The 19,442-nt window shown below is 59.2% G+C and carries 18 protein-coding genes; 13 read left to right on the top strand and 5 right to left on the bottom strand.

Translation table 11 applies throughout. The features are described from left to right. Positions 1–309 precede the first annotated feature (309 nt). The 7 genes from ACR0CA_RS11420 to ACR0CA_RS11390 all read left to right on the top strand — a co-directional run bounded on the left by ACR0CA_RS11420 (position 310) and on the right by ACR0CA_RS11390 (position 7,580). A complete protein-coding gene (locus tag ACR0CA_RS11420) occupies positions 310–1,266 on the top strand; it encodes an alpha/beta fold hydrolase (RefSeq protein WP_480899111.1) in 957 nt (318 codons plus the stop codon). Continuing rightward, positions 1,263–2,750 carry an FAD-binding oxidoreductase gene (locus tag ACR0CA_RS11415; RefSeq protein ID WP_480899109.1) on the top strand — a complete coding sequence of 496 codons (1,488 nt, stop codon included), beginning with the start codon at positions 1,263–1,265 and terminating at the stop codon, positions 2,748–2,750. Before ACR0CA_RS11420 ends, ACR0CA_RS11415 begins: the two co-directional genes overlap by 4 nt. Next, entirely contained in the window at positions 2,747–3,157 is a 411-nt protein-coding gene (locus tag ACR0CA_RS11410; RefSeq protein ID WP_170771151.1) for a hypothetical protein, read from the top strand. Before ACR0CA_RS11415 ends, ACR0CA_RS11410 begins: the two co-directional genes overlap by 4 nt. Further along, entirely contained in the window at positions 3,154–4,200 is a 1,047-nt protein-coding gene (locus ACR0CA_RS11405) for a hypothetical protein (protein WP_480899107.1), read from the top strand. The genes ACR0CA_RS11410 and ACR0CA_RS11405 overlap by 4 nt, the downstream gene beginning before the upstream one ends. Further along, positions 4,190–4,480 (top strand): hypothetical protein, encoded by a 291-nt coding sequence (locus ACR0CA_RS11400; RefSeq protein WP_170771156.1) that lies wholly within the window; start codon positions 4,190–4,192, stop codon positions 4,478–4,480. Before ACR0CA_RS11405 ends, ACR0CA_RS11400 begins: the two co-directional genes overlap by 11 nt. A gap of 205 nt (positions 4,481–4,685) precedes the next feature. Next, the gene (locus ACR0CA_RS11395) at positions 4,686–5,372 is read left to right on the top strand and encodes a sugar transferase (RefSeq protein ID WP_170771160.1); all 687 of its coding nucleotides are present in this window, start codon (positions 4,686–4,688) and stop codon (positions 5,370–5,372) included. 90 nt (positions 5,373–5,462) lie between these two features. Then, a complete protein-coding gene (locus ACR0CA_RS11390; protein WP_480899105.1) occupies positions 5,463–7,580 on the top strand; it encodes a polysaccharide biosynthesis tyrosine autokinase in 2,118 nt (705 codons plus the stop codon). Positions 7,581–7,607: 27 nt separating this feature from the next. Here ACR0CA_RS11390 and ACR0CA_RS11385 read toward each other — a convergent pair whose 3' ends face one another. Beyond that, positions 7,608–7,859, bottom strand: coding sequence for a hypothetical protein (locus tag ACR0CA_RS11385; RefSeq protein WP_170771165.1), 252 nt, complete (start codon positions 7,857–7,859; stop codon positions 7,608–7,610). A 311-nt stretch (positions 7,860–8,170) separates the two neighbouring features. On the opposite strand from ACR0CA_RS11385, the gene ACR0CA_RS11380 reads away from it, so the two are divergent. The 6 genes from ACR0CA_RS11380 to ACR0CA_RS11355 are packed head-to-tail and all read left to right on the top strand — an operon-like array spanning position 8,171 to position 15,703. Beyond that, complete coding sequence (locus ACR0CA_RS11380) at positions 8,171–10,240, top strand: YjbH domain-containing protein (protein WP_480899103.1); 2,070 nt, start codon at positions 8,171–8,173, stop codon at positions 10,238–10,240. Next, positions 10,237–10,878, top strand: a complete 642-nt coding sequence (locus tag ACR0CA_RS11375; RefSeq protein ID WP_170790150.1) for a YjbF family lipoprotein — start codon at positions 10,237–10,239, stop codon at positions 10,876–10,878. The genes ACR0CA_RS11380 and ACR0CA_RS11375 overlap by 4 nt, the downstream gene beginning before the upstream one ends. Positions 10,879–10,903: 25 nt before the next feature. Then, the gene (locus ACR0CA_RS11370) at positions 10,904–12,283 is read left to right on the top strand and encodes a polysaccharide biosynthesis/export family protein (protein ID WP_480899101.1); all 1,380 of its coding nucleotides are present in this window, start codon (positions 10,904–10,906) and stop codon (positions 12,281–12,283) included. 57 nt (positions 12,284–12,340) lie between these two features. Next, the gene (locus ACR0CA_RS11365; protein WP_480899099.1) at positions 12,341–13,621 is read left to right on the top strand and encodes a lipopolysaccharide biosynthesis protein; all 1,281 of its coding nucleotides are present in this window, start codon (positions 12,341–12,343) and stop codon (positions 13,619–13,621) included. Further along, on the top strand, positions 13,618–14,820 hold the full coding sequence (locus ACR0CA_RS11360; protein WP_480899097.1) for a glycosyltransferase: 1,203 nt from the start codon (positions 13,618–13,620) through the stop codon (positions 14,818–14,820). The genes ACR0CA_RS11365 and ACR0CA_RS11360 overlap by 4 nt, the downstream gene beginning before the upstream one ends. After that, positions 14,813–15,703: a sulfotransferase gene (locus ACR0CA_RS11355; protein ID WP_170790154.1), complete on the top strand. Its 891-nt coding sequence runs from the start codon at positions 14,813–14,815 to the stop codon at positions 15,701–15,703. Before ACR0CA_RS11360 ends, ACR0CA_RS11355 begins: the two co-directional genes overlap by 8 nt. Here the strand turns inward: ACR0CA_RS11355 and ACR0CA_RS11350 are convergent. The 4 genes from ACR0CA_RS11350 to ACR0CA_RS11335 form a co-directional block, all read right to left on the bottom strand. Next, entirely contained in the window at positions 15,654–16,970 is a 1,317-nt protein-coding gene (locus ACR0CA_RS11350) for a hypothetical protein (RefSeq protein ID WP_480899095.1), read from the bottom strand. The two genes, ACR0CA_RS11355 and ACR0CA_RS11350, sit on opposite strands and share 50 nt — an antisense overlap. Positions 16,971–17,121: 151 nt before the next feature. Next, positions 17,122–18,009 carry a phage head spike fiber domain-containing protein gene (locus ACR0CA_RS11345; protein WP_480899093.1) on the bottom strand — a complete coding sequence of 296 codons (888 nt, stop codon included), beginning with the start codon at positions 18,007–18,009 and terminating at the stop codon, positions 17,122–17,124. Continuing rightward, positions 18,006–18,275 (bottom strand): spike base protein, RCAP_Rcc01079 family, encoded by a 270-nt coding sequence (locus tag ACR0CA_RS11340; protein ID WP_170771188.1) that lies wholly within the window; start codon positions 18,273–18,275, stop codon positions 18,006–18,008. Before ACR0CA_RS11340 ends, ACR0CA_RS11345 begins: the two co-directional genes overlap by 4 nt. 90 nt (positions 18,276–18,365) lie before the next feature. Beyond that, positions 18,366–19,424 (bottom strand): glycosyltransferase, encoded by a 1,059-nt coding sequence (locus tag ACR0CA_RS11335; protein ID WP_480899091.1) that lies wholly within the window; start codon positions 19,422–19,424, stop codon positions 18,366–18,368. Positions 19,425–19,442: the final 18 nt, after the last annotated feature.

The raw sequence follows: 19,442 nt of genomic DNA, 5'->3' as shown, positions 1-19,442 counted from the left end.
GTTGTCGCGGCCTTGGTGGTCCTGATCATCCAGATCATTTTCACAGTTGCAACACTAGATTGTGAGCCAACTGAAATGTTTATCTCGACTCTTGGTTTTCCCATTGATTAGAGACTGTTTTGTATAGAAATTAGTTGACCGCTTGGTCAAGTTTAGAGCGCTGAATGCAGTGTCATCACCCGGATTCTGCTGTGCGTCCGAATTGCAGCACCCTTGCCCGGTAAGGATTTCCGGCGGTTGCATTTCCGTCTAGCGCGCACAACTATCCGGGCAATGGAGGTATTTTTCAGGTTCATTTTTTCAGCTCTGTTGCTTGTCACTGTTGTGCTGACCGGGTTTTGGGTGGCAGCCAGCAACCGTGAGACTGTTCCGGTGGGCCACTTGCCTGATGACACAGGCCGGATGATCGAAACCTCTGAGGGTGCGATCTTTGCTTTGGACGTCGGCGACCCTTCGGCGCCGCCGGTTCTGTTTGCACATGGAACAGCGGCGTGGTCGGGTTTGTGGCGACCCACGCTTTCCCACATGTCCGACGCCGGGTTTCGCGCGATCGCCTTTGACATGCCGCCTTTCGGCTGGTCGGAACCAGCACAGGATGAGGACTACAGTCGGACGCGTCAGGCCGAACGCATTATCGCCCTTCTCGAAGAGCTGGACAGCCCTCCGATCGCCGTCGCGCATTCCATCGGCGCAGGTCCCGTGGCCGAGGCTGTTATGCTGCGTCCCGATTTGGTGTCCGGGTTGGTCATAGTTTGTGGGGCGATTGCGCTTGAGGCGCATGAATCTCCAACTTCTGAGCCCATTTACCTGCGAAATGGACTGCTGCGACAGGGTATAGCCGCCACAACAGTCTCTAATCCACTGCTAACGCGCCATTTCCTTCGCGCGTTTTTGCATGTGAAACAGGCTGCAACGCCTGAAATCGTCTCGATATTGCGCAATCCAATGGCCCGCGAAGGATATACCAAGGCCGTTGCGGACTGGTTGCCGCACCTGCTTGTGCCGCCGCAGAACGCGCGCAGCACACGGGCAGAAAGCTGGCGTACGCTCGACCTGCCGGTCGCATTGATCTGGGGCGCGGAAGATACCGTGACCCCGGTCGCGCAAGCCCACGCCTTGTACGCGCTGCTATCCGAAGCACCGCTGATCGTCTTGCCCGATGTAGGTCACATCCCGCAAATCGAGGACCCAGAGCAGTTTCAAACCGCATTAATTGACGTGCTGAAGGCCATGCCCGGGCCGACGCTATCAAAGGAAGACGTATGACGATTTTCACCAGACGCGCCGCACTTTTCGCCGCCGGTGGAGTGGCGGGCTGGGGATTGTCTCGTTGGTTGGGACCAGACCTGCCCGTTTATGACGGCACCCGCTACACGCCTGCCGTGTCGGATGCCACGATCCTGAATGACGCCAGCGGATTGTCACCGACGCCGGTACACAAGCATCTGGTGATGACCGAGAATGCTGATGAAGCCCTGATCACGGCCATCCGTCAGGAACTGGCGCAGGCACAGGCCGAGGGCCGCCCGGTGAATGTCGGTGCCGCGCGCCATTCGATGGGGGCGCAAGCCATCCCGCGCGATGGCACAGCGATCACCTTTGACAACGGCTCGGTCGAGATTGACAGCGCAGCGCAGAAATACCGCGCCCATGCCGGGGCACGCTGGTCTCAGGTCATTGCGGCGTTGGACCCTGCAGGATGGTCGCCCAAGGTGATGCAATCGAACCACGATTTCGGCGTCGCCGCGACCTATTCCGTCAACGCCCATGGCTGGCCGGTTCCGTTCGGACCAATGGGCGCAACCGTGCGATCCCTGCGCATGATCCTACCGGACGGAGAGCTTGTGACATGCTCGCCCACGGAAAACGCCGACCTGTTCAATCTGGGCATGGGAGGCTATGGGCTGATCGGCATCATCGTCGATCTAGAAGTCGAAATGGTCTCTAATACACGGCTATCACCTACTTTCAAATTGATGGAAGCCAGCGCCTTTGCCAACGCTTTCCGCCAGGCCGTGGCTGACCCGGCTGTGTCGATGGCCTATGGCAGGCTCAATGTCGAAAGGGCGTCCTTCTTTGAAAAAGCCTTGCTGATCACCTACCGCGAGACCGAGGATCAATCGGACCTGCCGCCGGCATCCGGCTCTGGATGGATGTCGCATGCCGCCAGTCGTCTCTACCGCGCGCAGCTAGGCAACGAGGCGTTCAAGTCCTTTCGCTGGTGGAACGAAACCACGCTAGGCCCAGCCTTGGGCGGGGGTGAGGCAACGCGGAATTCCCTGATCAACGAACCGGTTGTCACGCTGGACGACCGCAACCCGGACCGCACCGATATCCTGCACGAATATTTCGTGGGCTTCGACGCCTTTGACGATTTCCTGACCGCCTGCCGCGAGGTGATCCCGGCCTCGTATCAGGAGTTTCTGAACGTGACCCTGCGCTATGTGGCGCAGGACGATCAGGCCGTTCTGTCCTTCGCCTCGGAACCACGCATCGCCGCCGTTATGTCTTTCAGTCAGGAGATGACCGCCCGCGCCGAGGCCGACATGGCCCGCATGACGCAAGAGCTGATCGACCGGATCACCGCGATCGGCGGGGCTTATTACCTGCCGTATCGCCCGCACGCACGGCTGGATCAACTGAACGCCGCCTATCCGCGCGCGCGGGAATTTGCGCAGGCCAAACGCGCGTTAGATCCGCAACTGGTGTTAAGAAACAACCTTTGGGACAGCTATTTGGGGCAGCTATGACCAATCTTCAAAAACTCTGTATGGGGTATTTTGTGGCACTGATGATTGCCGCGTCGCTGAATTACATACCCGGTCTGACGGATGAAAACGGTCTGGCTTTTGGCATCTTTGCCCTGGATATCTATGACGACGCGCTGCATGTGGCGTCGGCCTTCTGGGCGCTGATTGCCGGGCTTTGGTCCCATCGCGCGGCGCGCACCTTTCTGATCCTGTTCGGGCTGGCCTATCTGGGCGACGGAGTTTTCGGGTTCTTCACTGGCTATGGCTATCTGGATCTGGGGATCTTCACGAACGACTCTGCCGGGATGGACCTGTCCCTCGGGCGCGTGCTGGCAAACCTGCCGCATCTGGCGCTGGGAGGGGTGGCCGCCTGGGCCGGTCTGCGTGACGCACGGAGGACGACATGAGATTTCTGCTGAGATGGCTGCGCAGGCTGGTTCTGCTGTTGGTGCTGGTCGGGATCGGCTTGGCCGCACCGATCATCTATGTCGAAACAAGCTGCAAGGGTACCGCGCAGGCGCAACCCTACGACGCCCTGCTACCGGCCGAGCATCACCGCCCCAAAACCCGCAGCCTGATGACCTATCCTGAGTGGCACATTGTCCACGCTTATGAGGATTATGCCGAGGTTCTGCGCCAAGGCGACCCGCATGACTACGGCTTCTGGCAGGGGATCACGGGGTTCTGGAGCTCGCTCTGCGCGCTGACCGAAGCAGCCGCTGCCCATGGCGAGATTGACGGTGAGACCAAGCAGACGATCTATGTGATCGGGGCCAGTTTCACAGCGGAGCTGGCGTTGAAGGCACTGTATGAAGAGACAGTCGGCCGCCTGTTTACCGCCCTGCGCGGCCCGGAACGGGCTCCGCTGGATGAACTGTCGGCGCAGCAGGCATCAGATTACTCTGAATTCCTGCAACAGGTGCCATGGTACAAGTGGCGCTTTGACGACGATGCCCAAAGCTTGATTGACCAGTCCAGCGGCTCGATCCGCGACACCGAACGCGCAATAGCTCTGGGTCTGGAATACACCGCCAAGGGTGGCTATGCCGGGGTGATTGAACAGGCCGTTGAGCAGGTCGGTCAGGATGAGCTGACCCTTCGCATGATCGTCACCTCAGAGGACGAGTTGCCCGCCTATCCCGACGTGCAAGTCATCACCGAGCGTCCCGAAGGGATTGAGATCGAGACGCCACGCTACCGCGCCCTGACCAATCTGCTGGTGCAGATGGCCGGTGACGGTGTGAACGTGGTCGAGATCGCAGGCAATGACGACATCCTGTTTACCGCAATTTCGGATCAGCCCACGCGGGCGGACGCGATCTACAGCGCGCCTCGGCAAGGGTTCGGCGACCACCGACATCTGATCGTCGCCAAAGTGTCCGATCTGGCCGAACGTCTGCGCCAACTTCCGGGGTCAGGCCTGGCACTGGAACATATCCATGACTATTAGGGCGGTTCTGATTGCCCTGCCGCTGATGTTTCTGGGGTGGCTGTCCACGCTTGTTGTTGTGGCTTTGCTGACAGACGACGCCCCGGCCTATGTGGTTGTCTTGCCCAAAACGCAGATGCTTGAGGCGCTGCCCGGCGACGTCTCGGTCCTTGCGGCCTCGCCCTTCAGCCTGACCGTCGCGTCAGAAAGCGAGGGATTTGTAAAATCCCTATATAATATGGGCGCTCGCCTGGTGCTCCCTGCGGGCCTGCCGGGCTGTCTGCCACTGCCCAAGGCCTGACATCTCGGTCTCGTGCCTTCCTCCATGCTAAAAACCCACGTTTGATCAGGCTGCTTTGCGTATACGCCTGCGCCATCGAGTTTTCTGCAAGTTGGTCAACAAAAATTTGCTGCACTCAGCTCTTATCAACCTTTCATTAACTAATTTTCGCTTTCTACACCTAAAAGTTGTAGCTCAACATTTGGGAACCGGGGTTTTTTTTTGGATGCTGGATTTTGGCGCAGCAACAGTTGCCGAGGATGCCGCGGCCCCCTCATCCGTCCCGCCTGATACACCATCGGGGATCTATTCCGGGTTGGGCAAACGCGCTTTTGATATCTGCCTTGCGCTGCTACTGCTGCCAGTTGTAACGCCGGTCGTTCTGGTCCTTTGGGCCTTGATGCGCTGCGAGGGCGGTCCAGGTTTCTTTGGGCAAAAACGCGTTGGCAAGAACGGAACGTTGTTCAAATGCTGGAAGATCCGAACCATGTGCGTCGATGCCGAGGCACAGCTACGTGCTTATCTTCAGGCCAACCCACAGGCTGCGATTGAATGGGAAAGAGACCGCAAACTCACCCATGATCCACGCATCAACCGGCTGGGTCATCTTCTACGCCGGACCAGTCTGGATGAGTTGCCGCAAATCTGGAACGTCCTGAAAGGCGAGATGAGCTTTGTCGGCCCACGCCCCGTCGTCACCGTCGAGTTGGTGAAATACGGCGCCGCCGCTTCGGCCTATGTGGCGCAGAAACCGGGCATTACAGGGCTGTGGCAAGTTTCGGGGCGCAATGATGTCAGCTATGACGCACGGATCGCGATGGACGTGGCCTATCTGGCTCAGCGCAGTTTTCGAAAAGATATCAGCATCCTTTTCCGAACAGTCTCAGCCGTGGTCATGCGAACGGGACGATAAACGCACTGTCAGGGTTTATTCTACCCTTACGTGTCTATATGGTTCCTAAAACGCGCATAGAATGCATTTCGAGCAGACGACCAAACTCTGATGAAGCAATTCACTGTTCCAAACCCGCCCCTGACCGCTCCGCGGCCCACTGGCGCTGACTCATTTGATGGCGAGATCGTTGACCTGAGCGCCCTTTTCGCAACCCTTTGGTGCGGGAAATGGGTGATCGCCGCCGCCACAGCGCTGACTGTGATGGCAACGCTCGCCTACCTGATCTTCGCGGCGGTGCCGATGTACCGGTCCAGCGCCGTTGTGATGCTTGAGACGCAACAGCAGAGCATTGTCGACCTCCAGTCTGTTGTCGGCGGTTTGTCCGGCGAGTCGACCGAGGTGAATTCCGAGCTTGAGGTTCTCAGATCCCGTGGACTGATTGGCAAGGTCGTCGACAGGCTGGACCTGACCTCCGATCCGGAATTCAACGCTGCGCTGCTGCCTAAAACGCTGAGGGACAAAATCAAGGATGGTTTAGGCCTGTCACCGCAGCCCGCGCCTTTGCCGGATGAAATCAGCGCCCAAATCACCCGCGATAGCGTGATCACCGCGCTGTTGCAGAAAACTTCGATCCGAAACCTGCCCCAAAGCCTTGTGTTCCGCGTGACGGTCGAGACTGAATCGGCCCGCAAATCAGCCCTGATCGCGGATACGATCGTTAACCTTTATGTGCGCGACCAGATCGAAGTAAAATTCGCAGCGACCGAGCAGGCCACCGCCTGGCTGACCGACCGAGTGGCTGAGTTGCAGCAGGAATTGGAAGCGTCAGAGGCCAAGTTGAGTGCCTTTGACACGTCAACCGCTTTGGTATCTGCCGAGGCGTTGCAGCTTCAGGAAGTCCAGCTCAAGGATTTGCGTGACCGGGGCGAAACCGCTGCGGCTGCGCAAATCGCGGCGCAAGCAAGGTTTGATCGCCTGACCGCCGCGACCACCCGCGCGGAACAGGCGCAGGAGGCGGGTGATCCGCAACTGGACCGGTTGTTTGCGCAATTGGCGGGTGGCCAAACGACTGAGTTCGACACAGCCTTCGAAAGTCTTTTGGCCCGCACCGCGCTTGAGGCCCGGCGCGCCGCGCAACAGGCGCAGGCTTTGACCCAATCTGCGCAAGACCTGTCCGAACAGATCACTCAGCAGAATGCGGACCTCATCGCATTACAGCAACTCACCCGAGAAGCCGAGGCTGTTCGTCTGCTGTACGAGTATTTCCTGACCCGTCTTAAGGAGACCTCGGCGCAGGAGGGGATACAGAAGGCTGACAGTCGCCAAATCTCGCGCGCCGTTATTCCGACGGACCCGTCGCGCCCGAGAAAACCGCTGATGCTGGTTTTGGCCGCAATCCTTGGTCTGATCGTGGGTACCGCCATTGTCTTTGTACTGGAGGCGCGGAGAAAAGGGTATCGTTCAGCGCCCGAGGTTGAGCGCAAGACCGGCTACAGCGTTCTGGGTCAAATCCCGACCTTTCCAGCCCGCGACCGGCGCAAGGTTTTGGACTATCTCGCCGCCAAGCCCGCCTCCGCAACGGCTGAGGCGGTGCGCAATCTGCGAACCTCTCTGATGTTGTCCAACGTGGATCGCCCGCCGCAGGTTATTGTCATGACGTCATCGCTGCCTGGCGAAGGCAAAACCACCAACACCATGGCATTGGCGCAGAACTTTGTCGGGATTGGTAAAAAAGTCCTGTTGGTCGAGGGAGATATCCGCCGCCTGACCATGACCGACCAATTGCGCGATGTGCCGAATACCGGGATCGTTTCGGTTCTGGCCGGAGATGTTGCTGCCACGGATGCAATCTTTCAAGACCCGCTGATCGGGTGCGATATCCTGGCAGGTCAGAAAACAGCGACCAATGCGGCGGATCTGTTCGCCTCGGATCGCTTCCGACAGTTTCTGGAGGATACGCGCAAGTTCTATGATGTCATCCTGATCGACACACCGCCCACGCTACTGGTGTCAGATGCCCGACTGATCGCGCGCAATGCCGACGCCGTTTTGCTGACTATTAAGTGGAATGCCACAGCAGAACAGGATGTGACCGAGGCCATTCGGCTGTTCCACATGGACAATCAACGCCTAACGGGGATCGTCATGGGGCAGATCAATATGCGCAGCGCCAAGCAATATGGCTATGCCTATGGCCGCTACGGCGCATCCTACTATAGCAACTAGGCGCGCCATTTTTGGCGGGGTCAAGGATCAGTTGGTGCTGACCGTGCTGGTCGTTGTGGTCGACGACCCACCCCCGGCAGCCGCCAAACCCACAGCGGCGGCAGCAGCACCCAGCGCAGGGGCGACCAGAGGGACAAAGCCCGTTACACCCGCCTCTTCAGCGGCTTCGGCGGCTGTGACTGTATCCTCGACGTCTTCCGTGGCGTCGGTGTTTTCTGCCTGTTGAGCAACTACACCTGTGGTTGATAGAAAAAGAACCAATGCTGAAGTTCTGAACATCCGAAAGCTCCTGAAGCGAAACCTGTGCCGCCTATACCACACCTGAGAAATTACACTGTCTTTATAGCGTCAATGGTGAACGATGTATTAAAAAAATCAACATGTATTTCAATAAATTGAATGACTTTCAGCGGTAAATGAAATACGCCCCAGAATTTTCGACCCAATTACCGACCTTTCATCCCAAAGGAAATTCAGCTACCGGGAATTCAAAACTGTTTTTCTCCTATAGGGTGAGTATTACTTGGTGCTGACTACAATCCACATTCCTGTGTCGGGATCGCTCGGAAAGTTTGAAGTGACAAGGTGACGTGACGAACCAAACGGGAATACGAGGCTGGACAATTGCGATGGCTGTGATCGGCGCAACTCTGGCAGGCATAGTACAGGCGCAGACCGTGTCCACATACGGAACGCCGGGCCTGATCGAGTTGCCCACCGCCGAGATGTTCGATGATGGCGCGCTGGTTTTTACCGCATCCGCCTTTCGGGACACCGCGCGCGCAACCATGACCTTTCAGATGCTGCCCTGGGTTCATGGCAGCTTCCGCTACGCCGTCCTGAAAGGCTTTGATGGAGAGCGCGGTGATCGCTATGACCGCAGCTTCGACATCCATTTCCGCCTGCGCGAAGAAAGCCGTCGGGCGCCCGCCATCGTGCTGGGATTGCGGGATTTCGGCGGGACCGGGCTTTATGCCTCGGAATATATCGTTGCGACCAAAACGATCCGCGACCGGTTCAAGCTGACCGGAGGCATCGGCTGGGGGCGCCTGGCCGGACGTGGCAGCTTTGCCAACCCGCTGGGCCTGATCAGCAGCCGCTTTGACGAGCGCAGCGATCCTCGCGCCGGTGACATTTCGGAGACCGGACGTCTGGACTTCGGCAACTGGTTTCAGGGCGACGCCGCCCTGTTCGCCGGGGGCAGTTGGCAATATAACGACCGGCTAACCTTTTTGGCAGAATACTCCCCCGATCTTTATGATGTGGAGCGCGACCGGATCGGGTTCGACATCCGCACCCCGTTCAACATCGCCGCACAGTATCGGTTTCGGAACGGATCGCAACTGACCACTTCGGTGCTGTACGGAACCACGCTGGGGCTGACCTATAGCTATTTCATCGACCCGCGGCAGACGCCCGCGCCGGGGGGGCAAGGGGCCTCGCCCCCGCCATTGCGCGCACCCGGTGACAACCAAGGGGACGTCCGCACCGCGCTGGACCGCGAGGGGCTGCGGCTGGTCTACCTGTCGCAGGACCGCGATGCTGTCACGGTCGGGGTCGAGAACGAAACCTATGGACAGGCGGCGCAGGCCTTGGGCCGCACCGCTCGGGTTCTGGCCAATACCGAGCCGCCGCGGACGCAGACCTTTAACATTGCGCTGATGTCCAACGGCGCGCCACTGGGTGCGGTGCAGGTGGACCGCAACGATCTGTACGAATCGGAGCATGACCCGGACAACGCATGGCGCAGCCTCGCGCGGGTCGAGATTTCGGACACGATCCCGATCTTTCAAGGCGGCGTACTGCGCGACGCCTATCCGCATTTTTCCTATCGGTTCGGGCCTTATCTGAACTTTTCCTTCTTCGATCCCGACGACCCATTGCGGTATGAAATCGGCGCCGCGTTGGGGTTGGACTATACGCTGAGGCCGGGCCTGACCCTGTCCACCGGGCTGCGCCAACCAGTTCTGAGCACGCTGGACGACAGCACGCGCGTTTCGGATTCCACCCTGCCGCGTGTTCGGTCGGACTGGGCGATCTATGCCCGCGAATCCAACCTGCGGGTCGAGCATATGACCGCCGAATACCTGTGGAGACCACGCACCGATTTCTACGCCCGCACCACGCTGGGATATCTGGAGACCATGTTTGGCGGGGTGTCGGCCGAGCTTCTGTGGTACCCGACCAACAGTCGCCTCGCCTTGGGGGTCGAGGCGAATTACGTGGCGCAGCGTGATTTTGACGTGCTGTTCGGCTTTCAGGATTATTCCGTCGCCACAGGCCATGTCTCAGCCTATTACGACCTGCCAGGGGACTATCATGCCCAGATCGACGCAGGCCGCTATCTGGCAGGGGACTATGGCGCGACGTTCTCGTTGGATCGGGAATTTACCAACGGGTTCACGGTAGGTGCTTTCTTTACCCTGACCACGGTAGGGTTCGAAGAGTTCGGCGAAGGCTCATTCGACAAGGGCATTCGGCTTGAGATCCCGATCTCATGGCTGACGGGTCGCCCATCGCGCAACAAGATCAGACAAACCATCCGCCCCGTCCTGCGCGACGGTGGCGCGCGGCTGAATGTGCGCAATCGGCTATATGGCGTCACCCGCGAGGCGCGAGCGCAGGAATTGTCGCGCGGCTGGGGTAGGTTCTGGCGATGAGAGTTTTCGCGCTCCTCTGCCTTGCCCTCTCGCTGGCCGCCTGTGGCGAGGCGCGGGATGAGTTCGACCTTTTGCGCGGCGCGCTGCGTCCCGATGCGCCCCGCTTTCACCCCCGTGCCGATGCGCTGGCCGCACAACGCCCGATCCCACCCCGGCTTGAGGTCGCCTTTCCGTCGCGCGACCTGAGCGGTGTGATGCTGTTAGAGGTGACACGGGACGACGTGCAAACCTGGTTGACGGCAGATGGGGCAACCATCACGCTGGAACAGGGTTTTCTGACCTCGACCAAAGGGTTCGGCTCTGGCATGACTGGGTCGGACATCCGGCACAGCGCCGGGTTGATCCTGAGCGGTCAGGAAGGGCGCGCCGAGCGGTTTCACAGCTTTCTCAACGGCAATGATGAGATCGAGCTGCATGCTTATGACTGCCGGATCACAGCGCTTGGGCCGGATACCATCGTGCAGCAAGGTAATCCTGTGGCCACGCGCAAGTGGCAAGAACAGTGCTTTGGCACCGCGCAGAGTTTCACCAATACATATTGGCTGCGAAATGGCAGCCAAACCATCATCCAGTCCTCGCAATGGACCGGCGATTTCCTCGGCAACCTGTTCATGAAGGCGGTGCCGGATGCGAGTTAGAATTATACATGGCAGGAGGCTAACCATGCGCCGAATTCCACTTTTCGTCCTTGCGCTGGCCGTGGGCGGCCTGATCTCGGGCTGTTCGACGATCTATCGCAGCCCCTCGGTTACGGCGGGTGTGTCCGACAGCGGCAAGGTGCGGGTGGTGCCGGTGACACCGGAAACCGTGATGGTCGCCAATCGCGCACCTTATGCGCCCAAAACCCTGCCATCGGTGTTTCGAACTTCGGCGGGGTCCGGCGCGGGCACCAGCCAGCGGGGACTGGGTCCGCTGCCCGATGCCCCCTCAACTCAAGATGGGTCGCGCAGCGGGTTGCGGCTGGACCCACCGCCCGATGTCACGCCGGGGCCCTATACGATCGGCACCGGGGATGTGCTGGTGCTGTCGACCCCCTCGACCCAGGGCACAGCCGGAGAACTATCTGGCCTGCTGGCCGCCCAAAACAGCCGCAACGGCTATACGGTGCAGGATGACGGAGCGATCAACATCCCCGATGTCGGCCGCGTGCGCCTTGAAGGTCTGACCGTGGACGAGGCCGAAGCCGTGCTGTTCCAGCGCCTTGTCGAAAACCAGATCGACCCCACGTTCAGCCTGGAAATTGCCGAGTTCAACGCCCGCCGCGTCTCGGTCGGGGGGGCGGTCGGACAGCCCGGCGTGCAACCCATCACCCTGACGCAACTAACGCTGGGCGAGGCGCTCTCTGCCGCCGGGTCGGTCAAGGTCAGCGATATCGACAACAGCTCGGTCCGCGTTTACCGCAACGGGCAGATGTACCAGATCCCGCTTGAGGACCTTTATGCGCGCCCGGATTTGCAGAACCTGACCCTGATCGCTGATGACTCGGTCTTTGTGGATACAGATTACGATCTGGACCGGGCCGAGCGGTATTTTGCGCAGCAAATCCAGCTGCGCGAAACGGTGCTGGAGGGTCGCCAGACCGCCCTGCAGGAACTGTCGACCGCTGTTACCCTACGCCGGGACGAGTTGAACGAGCGGCGCGAGACATTCCTGCAAACCATCGAGTTGGACGCGGTGGACCGGGACTATGTCTATCTCAGCGGCGAGGTCCGCAATCAGGGCCGCTATGCCCTGCCCTTCGAGCGCACGGCCACGCTGGCGGACGCGCTGTTTGACACGGGCGGCGGGATCGCCAAGAAAACCGGGGACGCGTCTGAGGTTTATGTGCTGCGCGCGTCCGAAGATATCCGCGAATTCGGCGCGGTGACGGCCTGGCATCTGGACATCCGCAACGCCGCGCACCTGACGCTGGCAGCTCGGTTCCAGCTGCGCCGCAACGATATCATCTTCATCGCCGAAAACCCGGTTACGCGCTGGGGCCGCACGATCGACCAGATCACCCCGTCTCTGATCACCGCGCCGATTGTGGCGGTGGGAAGCTAGGGGACCCGTGTAACTCCGCCGATGCCAGACAAGTCCAGCCCCATAAGACAGCGCCTGATGAAAGGCGGACTTGCTGCCCTTGTCATCAAGGTTGGGGCCGCAGGCCTGCAATTTGCCATGTTTCTGGTATTGGCGCAGGCGTTGGATGCCTCGACCTATGGCACCTTCGGTTTTGGATTTTCGCTGGCGGTATTGCTGGCGGCGGCGGGCAGTTTCGGGCAACGGATGCTGAGCCTGCGCTATGTCTCGATCTACGCAGCGCAAGGTCAGAACAGGCTTGCAACGGGCCGGATACGCGACGGATTCTGGATTGTCTCGTTGGGCACCGTAGCTATGGCGAGCGTGTCTGCCCCGGTCTTAGTGGGACTGCAACCCAAGCTTGGATGGCCTTTCATTGCGGCCACGGGGGTATTCGCGCTGACAATGGCCTGGGCGGAATATTTTGCCTTTGTCCTGCGTGCCTATGACCGGATGAGTCTGGCCCTTGCGCCTCGGGATGTGATCTGGCGCGGGATGGTGATCCTGTCGGCGATCCCCCTGATCCTGCTCTGGCCAGGGCAGAGCAGTGCTGCGCAGATCACCTGGTTGCTGACCGCGCTGCTTGTGGCCACGGTATTGGTTCAGCTCCATCTGCATCCGGCGACCCGGCCCAAGGCCTTGTTTCTGGCTCCAGCTGCCTATGACCGGGCCACATGGCGGCCACGCATGTGGGGTCTTTGGGGTGTATCCGTCCTGCAAATCGCCGCTCCGAACCTTGTCGTGGTTCTGCTGGGACTGATGCTGAGCCCGGCGGACACCGGACCGACCTTTGCCGCGCTGCGCATTGCGCTGTTGATGAACCTCGTCTTGCTGGCCGCCAACATGGTCGTCTCACCCACAATCTCGCGCCTGCATCACAACGGCAAAACCCGTGCGTTGCAACGCACATGCTCCACCGTCGCCGCCATCGCTGGGGGATCAGCCTTGCTGATATTCCTCGGGCTGATCCTGTTTGGTGTCTGGCTGTTGTCTTTGTTCGGAACCGGGTTCGAAACCGGCTACAATGTTCTGTTAATCGTGGCAGGTTCCTATGCGGTGAATGCGCTGACCGGACCGACCTCGGTCCTGCTTGAGCTTACGGGCCATGACCGAGCGGCCTTTCGGCTGCTGGCGCGGATGAACTTGATAGCAATGGCGGCGATGATCCCAATGATCTGGGCCTTCGGCCCGGTAGGGGCTGCGCTGTGTCTGGCTCTGTCTGTCGCTGGCTGGAACCTTGAGGCCGTAAGATACACCCGGCGCGAGATGGGCATTGACCCTTCGGTTCTGGGTCTCATGCGTCAAGGGCAGCTCTCATGAAGATCGCCATTCAGTGTTTTAACTATGCCCCCAACGAGCTGGGCGGGTCCGAGCGATCAGCACGGGACATCGCGCGCAGCTTAAAGGCACGCGGGCATGACGTGCGGGTTGTGGTCTCGGACGGGTCGCGCCCATATCCGGATCATGTCGATAACATCCCCATTGAAGTCGTTCAGGGCCTGCCGATCGGCAAAAGCCCCCTGCATGGCGTGCGCCACTTTGCCACCCGCATGGCTTGGATCTTGCGCAGCGAAATAGACCCCGTCCTGTTCCTGCGCACTCTGCAATGGCTGCGGCGCAACTGTCCAGATGTGGTGCTGATGAATAACCCTGCCGGACATGGGTCGGCTTTCATGCTGGCTTGTCTGCTGACCCGCACCGCCTGTGTCCCGGTCATCCGCGACTACGGCTGGTTTTGCGCCTTTGGCACGATGGAGCATGGCGGCGCAGGCTGCAATTCCGCCCTCAGCCCGTGTTTCTACGCCACTGGCCTGCGCCGGTTGATCCTGCGACGACAAAAACACGTCGTGGCGATTTCCAATCACGTGGCGCGGATTTACGAAACCATGCTGGGATATGCGCCAACCGTCATCTACAACGCGGTGCCGGACAGATTTCTGCAAGCACCGCGCGCACCTGCGCCGGATGCGGGCACGCCCCTGACCTTTGGTTATCTGGGCCGCCTTCACCCCAGCAAAGGCGTGGCCGAGCTGATCACCGCATGGCAAAACACTGACCTCGCGCAGAACGGGCACCGATTGCTTCTGGCCGGGGACAATCAGGGCATCGCCCTGCCGGATGACCCCGCTGCCGCCGGGATCTGTCTGACCGGTCGACAGGAGGCCATCGCATTTCTCGACAGGCTCGACGTGCTTTTTCTGCCTGCGCTTTGGGCCGAACCTTTTGGGCGCACCGTGATCGAGGCCATGGCGCGCGGCTTGTTCGTGGTCGGCAGCCCAAATGGCGGCATACCGGAACTGATCCCACCCCATCGCGGCCTGACCCCCGAACAAATCGACGCCCCGACGCTCTCAGCGATTTTCAACGACCTTGCCCAAAATCCCGACCGGGTGCGCGCGACACGCATGCAAGACCCTGAACCCAATCTTGCCCCGTTTCGCACGACGCGGATGATCGACGCCTACGAGGACCTGCTGTATCGCGCCACCGGTCTGCCGAAGGAGACCCGCGATGACTGAGCGCCCCCACCGCCTGCCCGATCTGTTCATCTGCGGCTTCACCAAATGCGCCACCAGTTCGCTGCATGACTGGTTGGTTCAGCATCCGCAAATCTCGGGCGGTGTGCGCAAAGAGCTGGAGTTCCTCTATGACCGCGACAGCCACTTTTTTCGACCCGAACACAGCGTTTTTACCCAGGGTCTTGCGGGATATGCTGCGCTGTTTCCCGATGCGCCCGACAATGCGTTGTGGCTGGATTCAACACCTGCCTATGCGCATCACGAAACCGCCCGTAAAACCATCGCCGCGATGGCGCACCGGCCGCCGGTCATCTTCATCACACGTGACCCGGTGGATCAGATCACCTCGACCTATCACTACTTCTCGAACAACAAGAGCTATATCGACGCGTCAATTTCGATCGAGATGTTTTTCGAGATGGTTCTGGACGGGCGTGCATCCAGCCATTTTCCTCAGGATCACCTGCGCAACGCTCTGGACTGGGCCGCGTTCGGCTATTGGTTGGCCTTGTGGCGGCGGGATCTGGGGCCGGAACGCGTCATCCATCTTGAGATGCGCCATATGTTGTCCGACCCTGCAAATACTGTAGCTGCGTTGCTTGGGCGGTTGGGGCTTGAAACGAATGTGCCGCTGTTCTTTGACGGGTCGAACGAAACCTATTTTGTCCGTAACCGGTTGCTGCAATCTTTGAACACGGCGATCCGGGGTAAACTGCCCAAAGGCGCTCTGTATGAGACAGCGCGCCGAGTGTACCGAAGGCTCAACACAACCCCGCACAAGCCCGGCCAAAGCGCCCGCGAGGTTGAACTGCGCGCAGCTCTGGCCCAAGCCATCAGCGACCGGGAAACGGCACTTTTGGAACGCTTGCAACCGGAGCTCTGAGCCGCATTCTTGCCGCCCAAACAACCAGCCAAATCGGTATACACCACAGCACAACCCTTGGCAGTAGTTGAATGGGCGAGCCTTCGGGCACCACGATCAGCACCAACACAACCGACAGCATGACCGACAAGGGCTGATCCGCACCCATCTTGCGATAGCCCGAATGGATCACTGTCAGCATCACGCCAAACACGATCCCGCCTAGAATGACACCCGCCAACCCGAAGTTCACCAGATACTCGCCCGGTCCCCCGACCGTCCAACCGTTGACCGCGTTCGGCTCATACCATTGCCGGAACCACTGGCCGATCAACAGTTGCGAAGGTTTGTCTGGCCACAGAGCGCGCGGGATGACCATGATCAGACCGTTGTAAAAGTCTTCTCCGACCCGCGTGTGAAGCCCCGAAGTAAAATCCTGCACCACCAGCATCAGGGAATCGAACCGCGTCATATGCATGGACACCGCGGTCGTCGTGGTCAAATCGCGGGAAAAGGCGACCTCCCAACTGCCGGACAATTGCGCAAGGCGGTAGATGTACAACACTGTCGCACCAAACAGCAGGCAAAACCCCCAGACCGAGAATTTCATGATACCCCACAGGTCGATCTGCCCCGCGCGCGAGGTCAAGACCAGCAGTGTACCGGACAGCAGTACGAACGCTTCCAGCCGAGTGCCCCACAGGGAAAAGACAAACAGATTGATACCAAAACAGAGGCTAAATATGGCCGTTTTGCCGATACGCCTGTCGCGCAAGCTGATCAACAAGGCGACCGAAGAAAAGAATGCACCCAGCCCTACAAGGGACCTGAGCCCAAAAGTGCCCGCCAGATCCTTGGTGATCTTCGCGGCAAAAAGGATTGCCTGAAGCGACCCGAATTTCAGAAAAAGCTGTACGCCGATTCCCATTGCAACGATGGTCAGAAGAATGGCCACAAGCGCCGAAACGGTATCGACGCGTGACGACATTTCGGGGAACAGACCGGCACCTAATCCGGGACGCACGGCACTCAAGATCACAACCGTGACCAGCGCCGCAGACAGATACAAGACCGCGTAGATCAACGCGAAAGCACCCAGCTCGGCTGTGTCATTGAACAGCGCAGGATTCACCAGATTTGCCCCAAGCATGATCATTGCGGGACGGATGCAATAGATCAGGGCGAAGAACATCAGGCTCAGCACAATCGGAGCTGACCGCAACGACAGGGCCACCCAAAAGAACAGCCCCAGCACAGCGCATATCAGCATCCAAGCCAGAAAGAACATCGCAGGAGGACCGCCCTATTGCCGAACCCGAAAGACCATATGCAAATCTATCCGCTCGCTTGGCAAGAAACAATCTTAAGTTGTTTTTTGAATGCCGAAATGCCGTAGACCAAACACAGATCCACGGCATTTCAGGTGGATGCAGGCCCCATCAGCTCAGCACGATGGACTTGACTCTGGGCTGCGACAGCACGGGCCACCAGCCGTCGGTGACGGTCTGATTGGTCATCACGTCCTGACTGTCATCCTCGTATGTGACAGTGACCTCAAACGCTCCGGTCAAACCGGTCAACCCAGCTTGATCGGCTGCGCGCGTGACCTCGGCCCCGTTTGTGGCGATATTGCTTGTCAGTGTGTTGCCGGTTTCTGCCTGCGCGCCCCAGATAAAGAGGTCAATATCGCTGTTGATGGCCTCATACAGGATAAAGATCCGGTTCTGATTGTTGGGCAACAGATCCGTGTGACTGAACCGTTGCCATTGGGTCGTGACGTTAATCGTTTTTGATGTCTTGTCCGACTGCCCGAACCGCATGGTCAAAGGTACGCTGGCACGCAACCAGATACTGACCGTCGCCATGCCCGACGCCCCAGGATAGGGGATAAGTACCCCACCTCGGTTCAGGTCCGGGCCGCCCGTGGTATCCGCGCAATTCCACGTCAGGGCCGAAGCCGTCCCGTCCGGCGCAAGCTGCCCGCCGACGAAACTGGGCTTACGCGCATATCCGTTCCAGTAGGAATGGGTAAAGTCATCTGAATAGTGCAGCAGATTGGTGGCCTGACCTTCGAACAAGGCCCCCCGGAACGCTCCGGTTCCGACCACATGATCTCGCCGCAATACGCCAATGCCCACCGTCTCGATCATGCCCGAGGCCCCGGCCTGCCGGGCCGAAGAGGCACGCGCGAAGGTCATCGCCTCGCTCAACGCGATGGGGCGCCCGAACCGCCGGTACTCCTGCCGCTCGAAATCAAGTGACAGGGCTGGGCCAGATACCCGGCGCGCAGGGTGCGACGTAACAGAAAGGTCGCGGGTCAGCTTCATGCCAGCACCATTGCATGGATTCCACTGGCCGTTGTGCCCGTGGCATGCACACGGCTGACGCCCACTGGCAGGATCGAAAAGTCCAGAACCTGCACCGTGCGGATTTCCCCGCGAACAGTCGTCAACACAATCGTCCCGCCCGATTCAACGTATAGCCCGATCGCCACATCAGGCAGGTCCGCAGTATCCGAAGGCGTCACGGGTGCAATATCTCGGGCAGGACCGGACAGGCTGGATACTCGGTTTACGAAAGGATTGGTGGTCATGGGTCAGGACTCGCTGTCTGTGTGTCAATCAGCGGCACGTTAGGAAAAACCGCTTAATGACCTACAAGTCCTGCGTGCGTTGCGTCCGCGTCAGGCGTTTGCCCGCGCGTCAGCGATTAGTGCCCATATCTTTTGCTTGAAGACCTCAACATCGAATGTATCCGCCAACGCCCTGATCGTCGCTGGATCCTTCACCAAATCCGGGTTCTTCTCGAACCGGTCGATGGCCAGGTTTAGGGCTTCGGCGGTCTGTTCATGAAATAAAACACCGCTGACACCCTCGATGACGGTGTCCAATGCCCCACCGCGCCCATATGCGATCACCGGTCGTCCGCTGGCCATCACTTCGACCGGAACTATGCCAAAGTCCTCCTCACCGGGGAAAATCAGCGCGCGACAGGTGGCGAATTGACGCTTTAGCTCGGCATTATCAACCCGGCCAAGAAAAGTGATATTGGGGCAGGATTTCTTTTCCAACACGCCGCGCATCTCACCATCACCAACAACCACCAGTTTACGGCCAGAGGCGTTGAACGCATCAATCGCCAGATCGGCCCGTTTGTAAGAAACCATCTCACCTGCAAGCAGGTAGTGGTTTTCAACATGGTTCGATATCTGAAACGCCTGCGTCTCGACCGGAGGAAAAATAACCTCTGCTTCGCGCCGATAATAGGTTTGGATTCGGTCACGAATGAAGGACGAATTGGCCACGAAACGATCCACGCGAGCAGCAGTCGTGACATCCCAAACGCGCAGCCTATGCGCTAGGAAGGGCATCGCTATCCGCGCAACACCCCCCGCCTGTTGCCGATAGCTGTGATAGTGATCCCAAATATAGCGCATCGGTGAATGACAATAGCAGACATGCAACGCATCGGGGCGCGGCACGATCCCCTTTGCCGGACCGGATTCGCTGGACAGAATCAGATCAAATTCCTGCATGTCCATCTGTTCAAGCGCCAGGGGCATAAGGGGCAGGTATTTCTGATAGTGCTTTCGCGCACCGGGCAAGCGCCCGATAAAGGTCTCTCGCACCTCGTGTTTTCTGACCTTGGCGCTGACCTTTTCGCGGTCATAGACATGAGTCACAATCACTGCGCCCGGAAATAGATCCAGCAGCGCCTCCAAGACTTTTTCACCGCCGCGCATTCCCACTAGCCAATAATG

It is taken from the genome of Ruegeria sp. F12 (assembly GCF_056533885.1).
The sequence above is the reverse complement of the archived record's forward strand: the minus strand, read 5'-3'. Positions and strand labels throughout refer to the sequence as shown.

Excerpts from the sequence above, each read along its gene's own strand:
- ACR0CA_RS11415 (WP_480899109.1), top strand. The coding sequence starts at position 1,263 with ATGACGATTTTCACCAGACGCGCCGCACTTTTCGCCGCCGGTGGAGTG.
- ACR0CA_RS11410 (WP_170771151.1), top strand. The coding sequence starts at position 2,747 with ATGACCAATCTTCAAAAACTCTGTATGGGGTATTTTGTGGCACTGATG.
- ACR0CA_RS11405 (WP_480899107.1), top strand. The coding sequence starts at position 3,154 with ATGAGATTTCTGCTGAGATGGCTGCGCAGGCTGGTTCTGCTGTTGGTG.
- ACR0CA_RS11400 (WP_170771156.1), top strand. The coding sequence starts at position 4,190 with ATGACTATTAGGGCGGTTCTGATTGCCCTGCCGCTGATGTTTCTGGGG.
- ACR0CA_RS11395 (WP_170771160.1), top strand. The coding sequence starts at position 4,686 with ATGCTGGATTTTGGCGCAGCAACAGTTGCCGAGGATGCCGCGGCCCCC.
- ACR0CA_RS11390 (WP_480899105.1), top strand. The coding sequence starts at position 5,463 with ATGAAGCAATTCACTGTTCCAAACCCGCCCCTGACCGCTCCGCGGCCC.
- ACR0CA_RS11385 (WP_170771165.1), bottom strand. The coding sequence starts at position 7,859 with ATGTTCAGAACTTCAGCATTGGTTCTTTTTCTATCAACCACAGGTGTA.
- ACR0CA_RS11375 (WP_170790150.1), top strand. The coding sequence starts at position 10,237 with ATGAGAGTTTTCGCGCTCCTCTGCCTTGCCCTCTCGCTGGCCGCCTGT.
- ACR0CA_RS11370 (WP_480899101.1), top strand. The coding sequence starts at position 10,904 with ATGCGCCGAATTCCACTTTTCGTCCTTGCGCTGGCCGTGGGCGGCCTG.
- ACR0CA_RS11365 (WP_480899099.1), top strand. The coding sequence starts at position 12,341 with ATGAAAGGCGGACTTGCTGCCCTTGTCATCAAGGTTGGGGCCGCAGGC.
- ACR0CA_RS11360 (WP_480899097.1), top strand. The coding sequence starts at position 13,618 with ATGAAGATCGCCATTCAGTGTTTTAACTATGCCCCCAACGAGCTGGGC.
- ACR0CA_RS11355 (WP_170790154.1), top strand. The coding sequence starts at position 14,813 with ATGACTGAGCGCCCCCACCGCCTGCCCGATCTGTTCATCTGCGGCTTC.
- ACR0CA_RS11350 (WP_480899095.1), bottom strand. The coding sequence starts at position 16,970 with ATGTTCTTTCTGGCTTGGATGCTGATATGCGCTGTGCTGGGGCTGTTC.
- ACR0CA_RS11345 (WP_480899093.1), bottom strand. The coding sequence starts at position 18,009 with ATGAAGCTGACCCGCGACCTTTCTGTTACGTCGCACCCTGCGCGCCGG.
- ACR0CA_RS11340 (WP_170771188.1), bottom strand. The coding sequence starts at position 18,275 with ATGACCACCAATCCTTTCGTAAACCGAGTATCCAGCCTGTCCGGTCCT.
- ACR0CA_RS11335 (WP_480899091.1), bottom strand. The coding sequence starts at position 19,424 with ATGCGCGGCGGTGAAAAAGTCTTGGAGGCGCTGCTGGATCTATTTCCG.